The sequence below is a fragment of the Paenibacillus xerothermodurans genome, assembly GCF_002220865.2.
Classification (GTDB): Bacteria; Bacillota; Bacilli; order Paenibacillales; family NBRC-103111; genus Paenibacillus_S; species Paenibacillus_S xerothermodurans.
The window spans coordinates 81,456-99,704 of record NZ_NHRJ02000007.1 but is presented as its reverse complement, the minus strand read 5'-3'; the positions used below and the strand labels follow the sequence as shown (position 1 = coordinate 99,704).

The following is an 18,249-nucleotide window of genomic DNA, read 5'->3' as shown; positions in this document are numbered from 1 at the left end:
AGCAGTCGGACGCATCGCCCGAGCGGGACGCATAGACTATACTAATCCGCTCAAAAAAATAGGAGGGCAAGTATGGGATATCCTACTGGTGGCGCCGGCTTTGGCAAACTGACAAGCGCACAAGCAGCCGGAATCAGCCGGCTCAGTTTTTTCGCTCACGACGACGATCTTCCACTCCGACTGCATAAGCCGATACTTAGGAGGTATTACGCATGAGCCTGTTATTGTGGCCTGACGGAACGCCCAATGCTCTTGGGGATGGAGAAGAGGATAAACCCATCTTGGTACCTTATCTTGTTGACGCTCCCCAGCCGACGGCTGCGGTTGTGGTTTGTCCCGGGGGCGGATATGCGCGCCGGGCGGATCATGAGGCAGAGCCTGTTGCCCGATGGTTGAATAGCTTAGGGATTTCCGCTTTTGTTCTGCATTACAGGGTTGCGCCATATCGGCATCCTAACCCGCTGCTGGACGCCCAGCGAGCAATAAGAATGGTACGAAGCCGTGCCGGGGAGTGGCAGCTCGATCCCGCCCGCGTAGGTATTTTAGGGTTTTCCGCCGGCGGACATTTGGCGTCCGTGTGCGGTACGCACTACGACGGTGGACGGCCGGATGCTGACGATCCGATCGAGCGGCAGAGCTCAAGGCCCGATCTACTGGTGCTCTGTTATCCGGTGATTAGCCTTGATACCTTCGCACATATGGGTTCAAGAGCGAACCTTCTCGGTGAGTCGCCCGACGATTATTTGGTGCAGGTGCTTTCCACTGAGAGACAGGTGAATAAGCAAACACCGCCGACATTTCTCTGGCACACTGCCGACGATGCCGCAGTACCGGTGGAAAACAGTCTCATGTTCGCCGCCGCCCTCAGCGGGCATAAGGTGCCGTTTGAGCTGCACGTATTTGAACAGGGCAGGCACGGTCTTGGATTGGCATCAGACAACACGGGCGTGAAACAGTGGACGGATGTGTGTGCAGTATGGCTGAAAGGGCAAGGGTTTTGAGTTGTGCCGTCCACTCCTTGCCGCAGCTTCATAGAGGAGAAAACATTTATAAAAATTTTTTCGCTTGAGAGTGGATGTGCGGTGTGCGTTAATAAGAGATGTAGCCGGCCAGCTAACGTTTGACGGAAAGGAGTGATCGTGAGCGATGATTACATTACCTGAGGTGGTCTCCGCGTGAGCGGAGGCGCCATACCACGGGGAGGCGCCAGAAGCCTCCCCCCATTTTCTTTTCCGGCCGTGCACAGTGTCCGTGGTCCGGTAATTCGAAATAGACAGTAGTCGAGGACATCAGTTATAATTGAAAAGGAAGTTTTTGGTATCATGACTAGAAGACGAAGGGAGTGGCGTTCGATGTATGAGGGCACAGTTAACAAAGGGTTTCGCACAATTGAATAAGCATTTTCTCCATCACCGTCACCTGACGTCATTCACATGAAACCATCAATATAAAATATGGCATCCAGGCACGATACGGCAGATCGTGTTTTTTTGTTTTTATGCATGACCCTATAAATGCTGGCACAAGCGAGCTCGCTTTGGGCTTCGTGCATTTTGACAGCCTTCAGGAGGTGTGAAGATGAAAATGCTTATCTCTTTCACGGCGATAACTGCAACGAAAGCACGGAAGGAGGATTTCATCGATGGGTTACAAAAACGGGAGGGATATTCTTCCCCCTAGCCTGCTGAAGCAGCTGCAGGACTACATATCGGGAGAGATCATTTATATCCCGAAGAAAGAGCAAACGCGCGCCGGCTGGGGTGAAAATAACGGCACACGGCAAACGATCCTGCGGCGTAACCATGAGATATACCGGCTGTATGAGAACGGCACCAGCGTGCCGGAGCTGATTAAGAAATACCACTTGTCCGAGGACAGCATCCGCAAAATTATAGTAAAAACCCGGGGGGGCGCCGCACGGCAGCGTTAGTCATATGCATGCTGCCTGCCATGGCGTTGCAACCCCAGTCAAACATCCCGAGCCTGCTCCGGTGCCCGGGATGTTTTTGTTACCATAGCTATGTTACCAAATCGTAAGCCTTAACTTTATTTATGCTGCAATCTTAAGTTTGTGTATTCTCATCCGTGCGGATGTTCGTTATATTGTATTGTGTAAACGCTTAACATGGTGCTGACAAAGGAGAGGGACAATTTGAGCGCAATTCGTTTGATTCAAATCGGAGCCGGGGGATTCGGGCAGTCTTGGTTGAAAGTCGCGACCGAACACCCGAATGTAGAGCTCGTGGCGGTAGCAGACATCATGGAGGACAATCTGCGTTTGGCGGGGGAGCTCACGAGTCTGCCGCCGGAGCGCCTGTTCACAAGCCCTGAATTGGCGTTGAGCCAAGCGGCTGCGGATATGGCGTTGATCGTCACACCGCCGCAAACTCACAAAGAGCTTGCGGTGACAGCCATGCAGGCGGGGCTGCACGTATTAATGGAAAAACCGTTGGCCCATACATACAGTGAAGCGCTGGAGCTCCTGACGCTCAGCAAGGGACACAACATGAAGCTGGGAATCAGCCAGAATTATCGCTGGCGCCCTCCGGTGCAGACCGTCAAACGGCTGCTGGATGAGCAGGCGATCGGTAAGATCGGCTATGTCGAGTACGAGTTCAGGAAGGCGATGAAATTTGGCGGCTGGCGAGACAATTACAAGGAAATTTTGCTCGAGGATATGTCCATCCATCATTTTGACATCATGCGCTTCCTGCTTGGCGCCGACCCGGTAGATGTGATGGCGCACAGCTTCCGCCCGGATTGGAGCTGGTTTAGCGGAAAACCGTCGGCCAGTGCGGTGATCCGGTTTGAACAGGATGTGCACGTGCACTACTTCGGCAGCTGGGTCTCGCGGGGACAAGAGACAACGTGGAACGGAGACATTCGCATCGTTGGAGACAGAGGCGCGATAGAGATGATAGGGGATGAAGTGAAGCTGTGGCTTGGAGAAGCGCCGCACCAAGCCGTCTGTCAGGACATTGAACTGATTGTCATGCCGTGTGATGACCGAGCGTCCTCGTTGGATAACTTTGTCGCGGCGGTTGTCGGTGGCACTGAGCCTGCCACGTCCATCGGAGATAACATACGGAGCTTCGAGCTAACTTGCGCCGCCATCCGGTCCGCGCAAACCGGTCAACGGATCAATATCAGTGAATTCAGGCAGCGTACGGAAGCAGAGAATGCCACGGTCCGAAGCGTACGGCACACAGTGGAATAATTTGATGGCTGCAGCTACGATAACGGCAGTGCCAATTATATTGATATTTATCACGATGCAAAAATATATTGTGGGAGGGCTGACTAACGGATCGATGAAGGACTGATTCTGCGTCCAGTCCAGTCTAACAAACGAAAGGACGGCGACTGCAAGTGGGAGTACAGACACAGGAAGTTCGGGTTGGCATGATCGGTTATAAATTTATGGGAAAGGCACACAGTCACGCATATCGGGACGTGCCGTTTTTCTTCGACGTTCCTGCGGTTCCGGTGCTGCAGGCGATCGCTGGAAGGGATGAGGCAGGAGTGCAAGCCGCGGCCTCCCGCATGGGCTGGCTATCGCACGAGACCGATTGGCGCAGGCTGATTGAGCGCAAGGACATTGATCTGATCGACATCGTAACACCGAATTACATGCACGCGGAGATGGCGATTGCGGCGTTAGAGGCAGGCAAGCATGTGCTGTGTGAAAAGCCCTTGGCGATGAGTGCGGATCAAGCGAAACGCATGCTCCAAGCGGCTGACCGTTCGGGCAAAGTTCATATGGTTTGCCATAATTACCGCTATGCTTCGGCGATCCAGTATGCGAAGAAGCTCATTTCCGAAGGCAGGCTTGGCCGAATTTATCATATTCGTGCCACTTATCTGCAGGATTGGATCATGGATCCGCAGTTTCCTCTTGTTTGGCGGCTGCAAAAGGAGGTGTGCGGCTCGGGCACGCATGGAGATTTGGCCGCGCATATCATCGATCTTGCGCGATACCTCGTTGGCGAAGTAAAAGAAGTGGTGGGCACGATGGAGACCTTTATCAAGGAACGGCCTATGGCTGACGCAAGCGGCGGATTGAGCGCCACGGGCAAAACGGGGACTGTTGGCCAGGTGGATGTGGACGATGCCTCGGTATTCATTGCACGGTTTGAGAATGGCGCAATCGGCACGTTCGAGGCGACACGATTTGCCGCCGGCAACCGCAACGGTCAACGGCTGGAGATCAATGGAGAGCTTGGTTCCATTCGCTGGGACCTGGAGAACATGAATAACCTGGGCGTTTACCTCTCCTCCGACGAGCAGGGTATGCAAGGGTTCCGCACCATTAATTGCACGGAGGAGAGTCATCCATACGCCGGGGCATACTGGCCGGCCGCGCACATCACCGGATATGAGCACACTTTCATCAATATGATCAGCGAGCTGATGAAAGGGATCGCCGGCGGCTATAGTCCAGCACCGGACTTCTCGGACGGATACCGCAATCAGTTAGTGTTGGACGCAGTTGAGCGCTCGTCTGAAAGTAAAACATGGGTGCCCATACAGTACGACTGAGCCGGCAAATAGGAGCAGCTTGGATCTACGGCAACAAGAGTGGAATCACACGTATCAAAGATCTGTTGCATAAATGCAACCTGACTATCAGCGCGCTGAGCTGCCATGGCAATCCGCTTCATACGAACGAAGCGATTGCTTCACAGCATCAGAACGATTTGAACAAACCGTGCTTGTCGCAGGACAGCTTGGCGTCGACACTGTGGTGAATTTCTCCGGCTGCCCGGGAGAATCGGAATCGTCGCAACAACCGGTTGGATCACATGCCCGTGGCCGACGGTTGTTGCAGACACGGTGCACTGGCAGTAGGAACAGCGGGTCATTCCTTATTGGGAGAAATGGGTCAGTTTGTCCGTGCCCACGGTATCAGGGCGGCGGTAGAGCCGCATCCCGGCTTTGTGGTGTGCAACTCCGAGACCGCGCTCAAGCTGTGTGAAGTGGCGGGGGGCAGCGCTGGCGTGAACTTTGACCCGAGCCATTTGTTCTGGCAGGGCTCGGATCCGGTCGCCTGCATCCTCCCGCTGAACAAGCGCTATATGATCCGGCCATGCGGAGCTTGATTTGGCACGCCAGGCGATCAACTGAAAGCATGCCACTAATATCACTGAACTCCCAACGGGGCTAGATTATTACGATAAGAAAAAGAAAGAAGGCAAACCCTACAAGGTCGCGGTGATAGCTTACGCCAACAAGCTATTGCATCACGTATTCGCCATCCTTAGTAAGAGTCAGCCTTACCATAGATAATTCCACACTTATCCAGAAGTCTTCACGCCAATGAAGGCTTCTTGGTCATGCCAATAAAACCGCATACCAGTAATCCTTTCCGGACCAAGCAAGATACTTGACAAACATTAGCTGGTGTTTGTTTCATTCTTCCGGCAGGCCGGCTGCTCGGCGTACCGCGTTAGCCAAACGGTGGAATTCCGCTCGAGCGGCATCGGACTCAGTGCAGTAATAAGCTGCGGACAAAAATAAAATAATTTTTTTGGCGTCCTCCGCACTTAGCAACTAGATCATCCCCTTTCTCGGGAAGCTGTGTGTCACTGCATTATGATATGCTGCAATCCGGATTTAGCGGCGGCGGGACTTTTTTCCTATCTAATTGGTAAAAATGGGGACGCCCCGGTCATATTATTGACAGCCAAGGCGCTGGAGAAGGATCGGGTACGGGCGGAGGCTGCGGGAGTCACTACTTATGTGGTAAAACCTTTCAGTCCTCTCAAGCTGGTCGACACGGTGAAAGAGTTAATGGGGAGCAGCGTGTAGGGGGTCTGTTTCATTTTGGCAACGGACTGCAGTGGTTTTTTAATGCGACATCCAGCATCTCAGCAGCGGGCCGATCGAGAAGAGAGATTGCTGCAAGAAGGCCGAAAGCGATATATCGCGCGCTGTGCAATGAGCTCGACCGGCTGCATGAACTGCGCAGCACTGCCAGCTCACAAGTGACTTGGATCACCGCGGCACAAATCTACAGGCTGGTGCATCTGCGGACAACAGCTTGGATTGGATGCCTATCTGCGTGATTCGTTTTCGATGGTCGAATTAGAGTTTAAAGTAAAGCAAATATTAGAGCAAACCGATTGCTAGGTTGGCGATAATTAAACAACCCGGCCCCAAAACGTCGACAGTTTGGGATCGGGCTGTTTTTGTTATGCTCGTTTCGGCCGCTGCTCATTTATATGATCTCATCCTTCTCCGGATCATAATAATCGACTTGATCGGGAAACGCACCCTTGGCCTGCAGTGCGGCTCCGCGTACGGTATCAAACCATGCCGGCACAGGCTCTGCTTCGGTGTCCGGCTGTTCCTGTCGGTCCGTGCGTGTGCTGGGCGGCTCATGTCGATCAGTATGTGCATACGGCGGCTCATGTCGATCAGTATGTGCATCCAACGGACCGTATCGGGCAGTCCGTGTGTCCGACAAGGATGCATCCTGGTTCTCCTGAGCCTCCGGCACGTCCGATCTTTGTTCGTCAGTCATTGGCACTGCCTCCCTGGCCAAAGGCCCGCCTATCGCCCTTGAATTGCAGGTCGATCTCGTTGCTTTCCTTCGCGCTGGTGGACGGAGTGTCATCCTGCTCATTAGACAGCCGCTCCGCTGTCTGCCGCTGATCGTCGTTTGCTTTCACCATATGCGCCGCCGCCTTTCGCGTGTGATTGTTTGCCCTTGTTAAATTTCCCGTCCGCAAACAAATTATTCCTGGATCAGGGCCGCACATACGTTATCTGCGTCTTAATTCAAAAAACTCACACTCATGTCTGCGGTGGTACGATATGTCACTCACTCCGGACTGCAGTACAACCGACTGTTCGTCAAACCGTGTGATCACTCCCCCGTGGGCGACCACATGATCATTTTGAAATACACGTATCGCCCGTTGATGCTCCATTGCCTCCTGAAAATCTTGATCCGTCAGCAGCCGCCTATTTTGGGACATGTCACAAGCTCCTTTGTGTATAGTATGAAATCATTCCATTGTTTGACTATCCCTGCAAAAAGGTAAAAACAAGGTGAGGAAAGCTTTATTATATCAAGTTTACGTGAGGTGAGCCAAATGGAAGAATTCAATAAAAGTGCCGATAAAGTGAAGCAAAAAGGGAACAGGGACCACCCTGAGCAGTATCCGACCGAAAATGAAAGCCTGTTCGACATGTATGAGAGCGAGCGTAATGTGGATCCGATTCCGGTCGAGGATTTAAACATGGAGGTACGAGAAGAAAAAGATAAGGAGGCGACCAAAACCAATTCCTCCAGTGAGAAAAAATACAAGCCGTAACGGCGTACGCAGCCGATAAACAACAGCTGCACAGCGCACCGTCCAATGGGCTATCTACAGCAGCATAAAAAACACCCCTCGCGTGCGAGCAGTGCTCTGAGCAACGCAGAGCTTAACGCCGCAATGAGGGGTGTTTGACTTTGATTGTGTGCCGGCTTATAGGTCGTCCCAATTCAGGCTCGACGATTTGCTGTAGTTCGTTACCTTTTGTTCGAAAAAGTCCGTCTTCATGCTGTTCATGTTGCTGAAATTCTCCACCCACTTCATCGGGTGCTCCTGCACTTCCGGAAAGAGGATCTCCAGCCCGAGCATTTTCAAACGCTCATTGGACAAGTATTTGATGTATTGATCAATTATTTCGTTGCTCAACCCAGTGATTTGGTTATCGGTAATATATTGTCCCCACTCAATCTCATGGTGTACCGCGGTTTTCATCATGTTCCGCAGATCCTCAATCAGCTCGCCGGTGAACACTTCAGGATTTTCCTTCCGAATCTCACGGAAAATGTTTTGGAACAAGGCCAGATGCGTCAGTTCGTCGCGCTGGATATATTTGATCTCCGACACGGTGCCGAGCATTTTGCCCTGCCGGCCTAGCGCATAGAAGAAGCTGAATCCGCTGTAGAAGTACAATCCTTCCAATATGTAGTTCGCCATGATCGTGCGGATCAGATTATCTGTGTTCGGCGTTTCGATGAACCGCTCATATAAATCGGTGATAAACCGGTTGCGGCGCAGCAAGTGTTTGTCCTCACGCCACTGATTATATATCTCATCACGGACTTCCGCGGAGCATACGCTGTCCAAAATGTAGGAGTAGCTTTGGCTGTGTACCGCTTCTTGGAAAGTTTGAACGGTCAGGCACAGATTCACTTCCGGCGCGGTGATGTACTCGTTGATGTTCGGTAAATTGGCTGTTTGCAGCGAATCCAGAAATATAAGAAAGCTGATGATTTTATCATAGCTTTGACGTTCGTGCGGCGAAAGAAATTTATAATCCTTGGCGTCTTGAGCCAAAGGGATTTCTTCAGGAATCCAAAAATTATTCATCATCGTTCTGTACATCTTCGTTGCCCAATCATATTTCACATTGTTCAGTTCGATCAGGTTGGTTGTATTGCCGCCGATCATGCGGCGCTTACCCCAATCCCGATCACCGTCTTCATTAAAAAGCTTCTTCTTTTGCAAATCCAAGTGGACTACCCCCTAAATCCCCCTCCAGTGGGGGACCCCAGGGGGCGCTACCCCCTGGACCCCCTGGTGTGGGAGGTACTTTTGTGTGGTTTGGTGCGCGTCTGTCTGAGGACTGGCCGGGGTTTCTCCCCGGCATTCCTCAGACACGCTTGACGGTAGAGCGGTGATCCGTGTGCGGACGTTTGGGCGATGGATGCCCGCTTACGTACATACCGTCTGCTTGCTTCTGCAAAACAGACGGTATGTACACGCTCTACGGTATGCTGTGGTGCGACGTAAACATGGGCAGAGCGCTTCCGCTGCTGCCTGTCGCTGGCGGTATGACTACGCCAGCGGGAGAGAACTAGCGCAAGTGAGGCAGAGCGCTGCGCTGCTGCCTGAAACGCTGGCGGTATGATTACGCCAGCGTGAGAACTAGCGCAAGTGAGGCAGGGCGCTGCGCTGCTGCCTGAACGCTGGCGGTATGACTACGCCAGCGGGTGAGAACTAGCGCAAGTGAGGCGGAGCGCTGCGCTGCTGCCTGAGCGCTGGCGGTTGACTACGCCAGCGAGTGCGCACTAGCGTAACCGGGCATTTACGCGGAGCAGCTGACGCAATCCTCCACTTCCAGGCTCTTATTGCGGACGTAGTATACGGTCTTCAGTCCTTGTTGCCAAGCGGCCATGTACAGCTGCAAAAATTCCTTCGCAGACAGCTCAGGCGTGATATACAGATTGAACGATTGAGCCTGGTCAATATGGCGCTGACGGGCGCCGGCAGCTTTGATGCTCCACAATTGGTCGATCGAGTGAGCTTCCTTGTAATACCACATCGTGTCGGCGTTAAGATTAGGCGCCGTTTGCGGGATCACGGCATTTTTCTTCTCTTCCACGAAAAATTTATTGAAGATCGGATCAATGCCCGCAGTAGAACCGGCAATCAACGAAGTGGAGGCGGTAGGAGCGATAGCGAACATCCACCCGTTACGAACACCATGCTCTGCGACCTGCCGCTTAAGCTCGAGCCACTCAGGGCTATTATAGCCGCGGGATTCGAAGTAAGCGCCGGTCTGCCACTCGCTGCCTTCAAAAGCACGGAATGCTCCTTTTTCTTTAGCGATTTCCATGGAAGCTTTGATCGCGTAGTAGTTCATCCATTCGTACACTTCATTGGCTTTGGTCACATGGTCATCCGATTCCCAAACAATTTTCAATTGCGCCAGCATTTGATGATATCCGCTAGATCCAAGTCCCACCGCGCGGTATTTTTTGTTCGTGATTTCCGCCTGTGGCACGGGGTAATAGTTCAAGTCGATAACATTGTCCATCATGCGCATTTGGGTTGTTACGACTCGTTCGATGTCTTCCTTTGTGTACACACGGCCGAGATTCAGTGAAGACAGGTTGCACACAACAAAATCGCCGCTCTTCACTTGATTGGTGATGATACCATCTTCGTGCTGGGTTTCAATCAGCTCGGTAGCGCTCATGTTCTGGCAAATCTCCGTGCAAAGGTTCGAGCAATAGATCATGCCCGCGTGCTTATTAGGGTTCGCACGGTTCACCGTATCGCGGAAGAACAAGAACGGCGTTCCGGTTTCAAACGAGCTGGTCAGGATGCGCTTCATAATATCGATGGCAGGAATCTCATCTTTCGAGAGCTTGTCGTCGTTGACGCAATCCCAATACCGCTTCTCAAACTCTTCGCCCCAGCTGTCCTCGATGGAATAGCCCTTCAGTTTACGCACTTCGTGCGGATCGAACAAATACCAAGTGCCTCTTTCCTGCACGGTTTTCATGAACAGATCGGGGATACACACGCCTGGGAAAATATCGTGGGCTTTCATCCGGTCGTCCCCGTTGTTTGTTTTCAGGTTGAGGAAATCCAGTATATCTTTGTGCCACACGTCCAGGTAAATTGCCACCGCGCCGGAACGCACTCCCAACTGGTCGACGGCAATGGCCGTATTGTTGTAGTTTTTAATCCACGGGACAACGCCGCCGGCCACATTTTTGTAGCCACGGATATTGGACCCTCTGCTGCGCACCTTGCCGACATAGATTCCCATGCCGCCGCCATGCTTGGATACCTGCGCGAAGCTCTGGTCGACGTTGTAGATGCCCCACAGGTTATCAGGCACGGTGTCAATAAAACAGCTCGACAGCTGGTGCAGCGGCTTCCGTGCATTCGCCAGAGTCGGGGTGGCCACCGTCATCTCCAAGCTGCTGAGCACGTCATAGAACTGCTTGGCCCATTTTAATTTATCGTTTTCCTTCATCGCCAGGTGCATGGCTACACCCATGAACAACTCTTGCGGAAGCTCCAGCACTTCCTTGTCCAAGCCGCGGATCAGGTAACGGTCGGCGAGAGTTTTCAGACCGATATAATTGAGCAAATAGTCGCGCTCCGGCTTGATGTATGCACCGAGCTCCTGAATTTCTTCGCGAGTATAATGTTCAAGTATGTAGCTTCCGTATAACCCCATATCAGTCAAATATGTAATGAGCGAGTAAAGGTCACCGTAGCCGAAATATCCGTATTTTCGGTTCAACCGGGCTTCCTTATATAAATCGTAAGTGAGCAGCTTGGCCGCAACATACTGCCAGTTAGGCTGTTCCACACTTGTTTTTTCCACAGCTACCTGAATTAATAGACGTTGAATTTCCTTAGTGGTGATTCCATTGCGGAACAAAGGCAGAAGCGCAGTCTCCAGCTCTAATGGATCGCATTCCGGGTAAGTCGCGCACGCGAAATCGATCACTTTCTTCATTTTGGAAAAAACGAGTTCTTCCTGTGTGCCGTCTCTTTTTACGATAATCATGCTACTACCTACTCCTTTGCGAGCATAAATGGGGAAAAATTGATTGACAAAAAATGAAAAAGAATGCGGCCTGTCAGATGTCGCAGGCACAACATGCGAGTCTCCAGCGAGAAACCCTGTGAATACACTTTTCGGAGGGGGATGCTTGCGGTAGAAATTGTGGTTAGTGCGCGCCAAGGTGCATCCGAGATCTCATGCCGCCTGCTGGGTCTTTTTTAACCCCCCCCGAAAGCAGGTGATAACGGGCGAAAAGCAATTCGCGAATCTTGTCGTTCACGTAAGCCGTATCCACAATATATAGTTGCAAATGAACATGTAAAAAGAACTTACCGCAATATATGGTAGCTGTCAATGATATTATTTTCGACATGGCAGGGCTGCGAACAAAGTGCGAATCACTTGTTTTTGACGTAGCTCCAGGGCTCCAAGAGATCGCGAAGGGGCATCTAGCCGCCGAGAAGAATGGACAAAATTAGGCAAAAAGTCCTGATTAACAGCGCTGCATGTATCCAATCTATATCTGTTCCGACGCCAACCCACTGCAGGATCGCCGCAGCGCTAATCCCATGAATTTCGTATGGCGATTGCATGCACAGCCGTGACGCCACGCGAGGGGTATGGTCGCAGCGTATGGTGCGCCGGTCAACATCGGCGGTGCAGCGAGTTAAGATGGACTAGCAGGTTTGACTAACATTGCTGTGTGGCATTACCGTGAACACATTGGTTTGATTTGCACGAATATGCTACATTTAATGCAATCAACCAATAGGAACGGGAGTACTCAGACCAAAGGAGAGAGCAGGATGAACGAGAAGGAGACGTTAGTCCGTTTCGGTATTTCCATGCCCCAGTTTTTAATCGAGCAGTTTGACGCTTTAATCGTTAATCAAGGTTACGATAACCGCTCCGAGGCCGTCAGAGATTTGGTGCGCAGGGCGCTTCTGGCACCATCCAACATTGTACCTGAACAACTGGCCGCCGGCACAATTGTGATGGTGTACGACCACCATGTTAGCGATCTGCCGGTTGTTTTAACGGAGCTGCAGCATGATTACCATCAGGAAATCAACTCTACTCTACATACACATTTGAATTATCATCAATGTTTGGAGGTCATCGTCGTGCGGGGTGTCGTGCGTCGGCTGCGGGAGCTTCATCAGCGCATTCAGGTGCTAAAGGGAGTGAGCTATGCCGAGCTCTCCGTTACCCACATTGACGGACAGGAGCCGTCTTCTCATCAACATAATCCACAACACAGTTAGAAGAAAAAATTCATGGAAGGAGCTCAAAAATGAAAACTTATTTCACAGTGTCAGAAGCAAACGCGATGCTGCCTTCGGTTAAGTCGGATTTGGAAAAATTGCAGCAGATCAAACGACGGTTCCGCGATAAACATACGGAGCTGCAGCAGTTGAAAGGAGCCGCCAGTCACAGCCATTTGCCGCGTGGCACTGATCCCTGCTTCACACTGGAGTGCGAAATGGATTTCTTGCAAATTGAGGCCAATGCCTTGATCAAAAGCTTCGAACTTAAGCATGTACAGCTGAAAGATATTGACACCGGTCTGGTTGATTTCCCGGCGCTGATCGACGGCGATGAAGTACTGCTTTGCTGGCGTCAGGGTGAGGAGCGAATCATGCATTACCACAGCCCGGAAGACGGCTTCGCAGGAAGAAGGAAATTTACCGGAGAATGAAAAGATATATCCCGGCTATTTGCAAGGAGGATTGTATGCAATGGTAAGTCCGGCGTTGAACACGCTGCCAGACAGAAGGAAGACAATATTGCGGTGCAGTGCGATCAGGCTGCTCGCAGTATTTGCAATGATAATATTTATACTGCTTATCCCGCATCGGGCAGGAGCCCATGCCACACTCATCAGGGCTACGCCGGCCGCTAATGCTGAACTGCCGCAATCACCCCCTCGGATTCTGCTCGAGTTCAACGAACAGCTGGAGGCTAGCGCGTTTTATATTAAAGTATTTGATGCAAACAAAAAATCAGTGACGAACACCCAAGCGAGAATAAACGCGACCCACACTGCGATAGAACTGGATTTGCCTGCGCTGCCGAAGGGACACTATGTAGTCACGTACCATGTGATTTCCGCTGACGGACATCCCGTGGAAGGAACCTATCTGTTCGCGGTTGGGCAAAGCTTAGACGGACCGCCGACGGAGCCGGGAGCGAATATCCAACATTCGCCTGCAGCAGGACTGTCGCTGGGGCCAGACTTGATGGACATGCTCAATTTTGCATTACGGATCATTTACTATGTTTTCCTGCTTGTTTTGAGCGGGTGGGTGATATGGCTGCGTTTCGGCCAGGTGTCCGACAGCGGGACGAGCGCGATGCTGGAGGGCTGGCGGGTGCAGCTGCTTCGGGCTTATGTGCTGGTCTTTCTTTTGTTGATGTTTACCCACCTGTATTCGATGGCGGGGGACGGCGGCGCGGAAACACTGCTCGCACTTTTTACCCGCACTGGCATCGGCTACGTGTGGATCACAACGCTCGTCGTATCTCTGCTTGGATTTGTGCTGCTTGGCCGCAGCCTTTTACTTGACGTGCTGTGGGTGATACTCTTGTGGCTGCTGAAAAGCTTGAACGGTCATGCCGCAGCTTTCGAACCAACCGCACAGACTATCACATTGGACGTGATTCATTTGGCTGCAGCTTCCCTTTGGATGGGAGGACTGTTGATGTTAATCGTGCTCTGCTATCGTAAAGGAGAAGTCGCCCGGAAGTTTTTCGAACGTTTCTCTCCGGCAGCCGGAGCAGCTATGATACTGCTCACGGTGTCGGGGATTTTCATGGTGCTGATCTATCTCCCGGACATCCGGTATGTGATTGAGACCAACTGGGGCAAAATGCTCCTTGTGAAATCCGCACTCGTGGTGCTGGTCATCATCAGCGGCATGCTGCTGCGCAGGAGCTACCGCAAGCGTTCCGCAGACAGACCGTCAGCGCTGCTCATGTTCGACGGGGTTCTGGCGCTGCTAATAGCGGCCATCGTGGGTATATTTACGTATTTGAGTCCACTGCCGGAGAATCAACCATTGAATTGGCATGCAATGGGCGGCACCATTCACATGACCACGCAGATCACACCGAATGCTCCGGGCGTGAATGACTTTACGGTGAAGGCATGGCTGCCCGAGGAGCTCGGTAAACCGAAGCAGGTTGTGCTAAAACTGCACAATTTGAGCATGCCGGAGATGGCGGCGATAGAGGTGCCCCTGAGCTACACGGAAGATATGACATCGGAAGAATCCTTTGGGTTAAAGCGACATACCTACAAAGCGCGCGGTGCGTACATGCCCTACCCCGGTGATTGGCGGATTGAAGTGCGCATAATGGACAGCAATGACGATGAGACGCCGTACGAGCGCCAAATTCGGGTATATTAACTCACGGCTATTGTCCCCCTCAATCCATAAAAGGACCTAAAACGTAAATCACACACGTTTTAGGTCTTTTGTTCTAAATAATGCTTGTCGAATGTACTCGAAACAGGTAAAATAATACATCATCTCTGATAGAATTTGTTTTTCGAGGGGACGCGGTGGACATTGATAATCAACCGTAAACGGCAGTTATCCGACCGAACTGTACAACAGGACAAAGGCACGATGAAGGACCGGCTGAATAAAGCGTTGCAGCGGGAGGAATTTTTCCTGCACTTTCAACCGCAAGTGGACATCCTAACCAACCGGGTGAACGGCATGGAGGCGCTGCTCCGCTGGCGTCATCCCACCGACGGCCTCATTCCTCCGGGGGAGTTTATTCCGGTGGCGGAGGAGACGGGACTCATCATCCCCATAGGCGAATGGGTACTGCGTACCGCGTGCAAGCAAAATAAAGCATGGCAGCTTGCCGGCTATGCACCGGTAACAATGGCGGTCAATGTGTCACCAATCCAGTTTCATCAGCACAATTTTATCGAAATCGTGCTGGATGCTCTCAGGGACAGCGAGCTTGATTCGGCATACTTGGAGCTGGAAATCACGGAAGGCGTCGCGATGGAGCACGTCGACCAAGTGATATATAAGCTGCAAGCTCTTCGTGATATTGGCGTACAAATTTCGATCGATGATTTTGGCACGGGCTTTTCATCATTAACCTATCTGAAGCAATTTCCGATTCATACCTTGAAAGTAGCCAGGGAGTTCGTCCGGGACATACCCGGTGACCCGGATGGAGCTGCTATTGTGCAGGCTATTATCGCCATGGCGAACAGTCTCAGGCTGAAGGTGATCGCCGAGGGCGTCGAAACGGAAGAACAGCTGTCGTTCCTTCAGCATATTGGCTGTGCGGAGATCCAAGGTTACATTTTCAGCCGGCCGATGCCTGAAGGAGAAATCAAGAAAATGCTCACTCCAAGTCCGGCATAAGCGATAGCAGCGTGCGAGGGCCGTAGTTGGCTGGCTTAACAAATAAAACGCGTCCGTTCAGTGAGATGGGCGTCTACTGCGTTTAAGCGTCCCAGCCATCGCAGTTCGGGGCACATGAATAAAGCGTCCCGGCCGGACGCTTTTTTATTACGCTTCAGCGGACTCCACTTCCCTGCTGCGGCTGCAGCAGGAGGGCGGTCTTTGCCTCTTGCGCTTTCATCGCTCGATAGCTGACATAGAACAGAACCCTGCAGATTGCGATGATCACGAAGCATCCCCAGATCGGAAGGAACATCAACAGCGCGCCGGACAATAACGCCCCGATGCCGTTGCCGGCATTCATAACCAGCTGAAAATCGGAAAAATACGCCATCTCCTTGCTGTGCTTGTGTGCCTCTCTCATCATAATGGTTTGCGAGGCCACCTCGTTCACCGCAAGACAGACGCCGACCCAGCTTTGTATCACCAGCAGCAGCCAAAAGGATTGGATAAAGCCGTATGGCAGCAGAACCAGCGCCATGCCAATGATTGCCGTGCCGTACACCTTGATGATGCCGAAGCGCTCCATGCAGCGGCGGGCGACCGGCAGCAGCACCGTTGACGCGATTCCGGCAGCCACGACAAAGTAGGCGATTTGTGTGTTGCTCAGCTGCAGCACATTGACATGGTAAATGATAAGCAGCGGTGTGACCATCGCAATGCCTACATTATTCAGACCCAACCACCATGTTGTGACACCGCATTCTTGGAAAGGTTTCACCCAGGTCAATCTGATCGGTTTTTTCTCCCGAGGTGCAAGCTCGGCCATGATCGACATTCCGGCAAACGTAGAGAGGCATCCTATTAACATAGAGATGACATAGTTGGTTGGAAACATCCAGTTATAAGCGTCCAGAAAGTGGCCGATAGCAAAGCTGCCAGCCGTCATGATGACGATGCCGATAATTTTGTTGTTGCTGAAGATTTTCGTAAAATCTCCCGCCGATACCCACCTGCGCATGATGGCGGGCTTCTGGGCCTCACACACCATAACCGCCACGGCATTGACCGACCAGAAAAGTAAAAGATAAGGTACCGGATCGGGAAGCAGCACAGAGAACGCCATGCATAGAAACGCGCATTGACGTATGTATCCGCCGGCAAGAAAAACACCTCTGGTCACCGGCAGTTGTCGAGTTAGTAAAGCTAACGACAGCGCGCAGAACAGAGGCGGTAGAGCATTGGACAGAGCGATTTGGAAATTCGATGCGCCCAGACGTGCGATAAGTACGTGCAAAAAAGTAAAGAAGAAAACACTTTTCATGTTTTGCAAGGCGGCGTCCAGGTAAATTCGAGTCGACAGCTTCATCGGTTTTCTAATACCTTCTTTCTCGACAGCAGTGCAGGCGCTGTTGCATATTCCTGCGTTTGTTTACCGACTAGCATAACGCGTGCAGTCGTGGAAAAACATGGACGGTTCTGCCGAGAAACATGGATTATCTTGCTCTAATCCTTCCAGCTTTGAGCATGCTCATTGGAAACATAGTCCGCCGCCGCGGCGTTGGAAATGACCTGCTCGGCACTCTTGCAGCCCGGAATTACAGCGGTGACAGCGGGATGCTTCAAGCACCAGGCCAACGCCCATGTAGCCATATCGATGCCTTCGGGAACCTCGTTTTTGCGTATTTTCTCGACTTCCTCGAGCTTATGGAGCGTTTGCTCCCGGTCATGGCGGTGACGCACGTCATTTTTGCCAAATTCCGCACCCGGCTTATATTTCCCGCTTAGGTAACCACTAGCGAGCGGCACGCGTGCCAGCACGCCAAGATCTTGCTCCTCGCATGAAGGCAAAACCCGTTCTTCCGGCTTACGGTCCAAACGGTTATACACGACTTGGATTACTTTCGAATTCACCTTGGTGGAAGCGGCCGTTTGATGCAGATTAGCGTTGCTGCCGATCGAGGTGCCCAAGTGGCGGATCTTCCCGGCCTCCACCTGTTTCTGCAGGACGGTCCAAAGCTCGTCGTTGTCAAAGGCTTCGTCTGTGCCCGAATGGAACTGGTAAATGTCGACGTAATCGGTGCGAAGCGCCTGCAACGAGTCGTCAAGCTGCTTGATGACGTCCGAGGCGGACCAGAGCTGCTCCCGGCTGAAGTTCTCGGTAAAACGGTGGCCGAATTTGGTTGCAATCACCCAATCCTCACGCTTCCCGCGTGCCACATAATTGCCGATTAACGATTCGGACACATGGTCTCCATAGCACTCAGCAGTGTCGATCAAGTTGATGCCCGATGCCTGCGCCTGATCAAGAATTGCGTCCACTTCCTGCTGGCTGAACTGTTTGCCCCACTCGCCGCCATACTGCCAGGTGCCTATACCGATCACGGACACCTTCAGATTCGTTTTTCCAAGCCTCCGATACTTCAAATTCCATCCCTCCCGGATACGTTAATTCACCTTCATTTAACGGTATTATTCCAATGAAGTCAAAATATCACTTATGATGAACTGTCCGCGTTTGTGAGCGGTATTGAAACCGGCTTGCATATCGCAGGCAATTTTCATA

Annotated in this window: 20 protein-coding genes; 12 read left to right on the top strand and 8 right to left on the bottom strand. The window is 51.9% G+C overall.

Annotated features, from left to right (window positions below):
* Window positions 1–72 precede the first annotated feature (72 nt).
* The 6 genes from CBW46_RS21335 to CBW46_RS13305 all read left to right on the top strand — a co-directional run bounded on the left by CBW46_RS21335 (window position 73) and on the right by CBW46_RS13305 (window position 5,099).
* Window positions 73–216 carry a hypothetical protein gene (locus CBW46_RS21335; RefSeq protein ID WP_165842299.1) on the top strand — a complete coding sequence of 48 codons (144 nt, stop codon included), beginning with the start codon at window positions 73–75 and terminating at the stop codon, window positions 214–216.
* Window positions 213–1,001 carry an alpha/beta hydrolase gene (locus CBW46_RS13335; RefSeq protein WP_089200495.1) on the top strand — a complete coding sequence of 263 codons (789 nt, stop codon included), beginning with the start codon at window positions 213–215 and terminating at the stop codon, window positions 999–1,001. Before CBW46_RS21335 ends, CBW46_RS13335 begins: the two co-directional genes overlap by 4 nt.
* A 641-nt stretch (window positions 1,002–1,642) precedes the next feature.
* Complete coding sequence (locus CBW46_RS13330; RefSeq protein ID WP_089200494.1) at window positions 1,643–1,930, top strand: CD3324 family protein; 288 nt, start codon at window positions 1,643–1,645, stop codon at window positions 1,928–1,930.
* A gap of 222 nt (window positions 1,931–2,152) precedes the next feature.
* The gene (locus CBW46_RS13325) at window positions 2,153–3,217 is read left to right on the top strand and encodes a Gfo/Idh/MocA family protein (protein ID WP_165842298.1); all 1,065 of its coding nucleotides are present in this window, start codon (window positions 2,153–2,155) and stop codon (window positions 3,215–3,217) included.
* A 185-nt stretch (window positions 3,218–3,402) separates the two neighbouring features.
* Entirely contained in the window at window positions 3,403–4,539 is a 1,137-nt protein-coding gene (locus tag CBW46_RS13315; RefSeq protein ID WP_089200492.1) for a Gfo/Idh/MocA family protein, read from the top strand.
* Window positions 4,540–4,868: 329 nt separating this feature from the next.
* A complete protein-coding gene (locus CBW46_RS13305; protein WP_165842297.1) occupies window positions 4,869–5,099 on the top strand; it encodes a TIM barrel protein in 231 nt (76 codons plus the stop codon).
* Window positions 5,100–5,409: 310 nt separating this feature from the next.
* On the opposite strand, the gene CBW46_RS13300 is transcribed toward CBW46_RS13305, so the two are convergent.
* Window positions 5,410–5,550, bottom strand: coding sequence for an N-acetylmuramoyl-L-alanine amidase (locus CBW46_RS13300; protein ID WP_089200489.1), 141 nt, complete (start codon window positions 5,548–5,550; stop codon window positions 5,410–5,412).
* A 42-nt stretch (window positions 5,551–5,592) separates the two neighbouring features.
* On the opposite strand from CBW46_RS13300, the gene CBW46_RS13295 reads away from it, so the two are divergent.
* Complete coding sequence (locus CBW46_RS13295) at window positions 5,593–5,808, top strand: response regulator transcription factor (protein ID WP_089200488.1); 216 nt, start codon at window positions 5,593–5,595, stop codon at window positions 5,806–5,808.
* A 409-nt stretch (window positions 5,809–6,217) separates the two neighbouring features.
* Here CBW46_RS13295 and CBW46_RS13290 read toward each other — a convergent pair whose 3' ends face one another.
* From CBW46_RS13290 to CBW46_RS13285, 3 genes are all read right to left on the bottom strand, one after another.
* On the bottom strand, window positions 6,218–6,523 hold the full coding sequence (locus CBW46_RS13290; RefSeq protein WP_089200487.1) for a hypothetical protein: 306 nt from the start codon (window positions 6,521–6,523) through the stop codon (window positions 6,218–6,220).
* Window positions 6,516–6,674: a hypothetical protein gene (locus CBW46_RS21330; RefSeq protein ID WP_165842296.1), complete on the bottom strand. Its 159-nt coding sequence runs from the start codon at window positions 6,672–6,674 to the stop codon at window positions 6,516–6,518. The genes CBW46_RS13290 and CBW46_RS21330 overlap by 8 nt, the downstream gene beginning before the upstream one ends.
* A 90-nt stretch (window positions 6,675–6,764) precedes the next feature.
* Window positions 6,765–6,980, bottom strand: a complete 216-nt coding sequence (locus CBW46_RS13285) for a hypothetical protein (RefSeq protein WP_089200486.1) — start codon at window positions 6,978–6,980, stop codon at window positions 6,765–6,767.
* 117 nt (window positions 6,981–7,097) lie between these two features.
* Between CBW46_RS13285 and CBW46_RS13280 the strand changes: the two genes are divergently transcribed.
* Window positions 7,098–7,319, top strand: a complete 222-nt coding sequence (locus CBW46_RS13280) for a hypothetical protein (protein WP_089200485.1) — start codon at window positions 7,098–7,100, stop codon at window positions 7,317–7,319.
* Window positions 7,320–7,475: 156 nt separating this feature from the next.
* Here CBW46_RS13280 and CBW46_RS13275 read toward each other — a convergent pair whose 3' ends face one another.
* Both CBW46_RS13275 and CBW46_RS13270 read right to left on the bottom strand, forming a co-directional pair.
* The gene (locus tag CBW46_RS13275; protein ID WP_089200484.1) at window positions 7,476–8,513 is read right to left on the bottom strand and encodes a ribonucleotide-diphosphate reductase subunit beta; all 1,038 of its coding nucleotides are present in this window, start codon (window positions 8,511–8,513) and stop codon (window positions 7,476–7,478) included.
* 574 nt (window positions 8,514–9,087) lie between these two features.
* On the bottom strand, window positions 9,088–11,313 hold the full coding sequence (locus CBW46_RS13270; protein ID WP_089200483.1) for a ribonucleoside-diphosphate reductase subunit alpha: 2,226 nt from the start codon (window positions 11,311–11,313) through the stop codon (window positions 9,088–9,090).
* Window positions 11,314–12,116: 803 nt separating this feature from the next.
* Between CBW46_RS13270 and nikR the strand changes: the two genes are divergently transcribed.
* From nikR to CBW46_RS13250, 4 genes are all read left to right on the top strand, one after another.
* A complete protein-coding gene (nikR, locus tag CBW46_RS13265) occupies window positions 12,117–12,575 on the top strand; it encodes a nickel-responsive transcriptional regulator NikR (protein ID WP_089200482.1) in 459 nt (152 codons plus the stop codon).
* A 29-nt stretch (window positions 12,576–12,604) separates the two neighbouring features.
* On the top strand, window positions 12,605–13,009 hold the full coding sequence (locus CBW46_RS13260) for a DUF2203 domain-containing protein (RefSeq protein ID WP_089200481.1): 405 nt from the start codon (window positions 12,605–12,607) through the stop codon (window positions 13,007–13,009).
* Window positions 13,010–13,049: 40 nt separating this feature from the next.
* Window positions 13,050–14,720, top strand: coding sequence for a copper resistance CopC/CopD family protein (locus CBW46_RS13255; protein ID WP_165842295.1), 1,671 nt, complete (start codon window positions 13,050–13,052; stop codon window positions 14,718–14,720).
* 162 nt (window positions 14,721–14,882) lie between these two features.
* A complete protein-coding gene (locus CBW46_RS13250) occupies window positions 14,883–15,704 on the top strand; it encodes a putative bifunctional diguanylate cyclase/phosphodiesterase (protein ID WP_243633303.1) in 822 nt (273 codons plus the stop codon).
* A gap of 154 nt (window positions 15,705–15,858) precedes the next feature.
* Here the strand turns inward: CBW46_RS13250 and CBW46_RS13245 are convergent, their stop codons facing one another.
* Together CBW46_RS13245 and CBW46_RS13240 are read right to left on the bottom strand one after the other, a co-directional pair.
* Window positions 15,859–17,052, bottom strand: a complete 1,194-nt coding sequence (locus CBW46_RS13245) for an MFS transporter (protein WP_089200479.1) — start codon at window positions 17,050–17,052, stop codon at window positions 15,859–15,861.
* A 137-nt stretch (window positions 17,053–17,189) separates the two neighbouring features.
* Window positions 17,190–18,110: an aldo/keto reductase gene (locus tag CBW46_RS13240; protein ID WP_089200478.1), complete on the bottom strand. Its 921-nt coding sequence runs from the start codon at window positions 18,108–18,110 to the stop codon at window positions 17,190–17,192.
* Window positions 18,111–18,249: the final 139 nt, after the last annotated feature.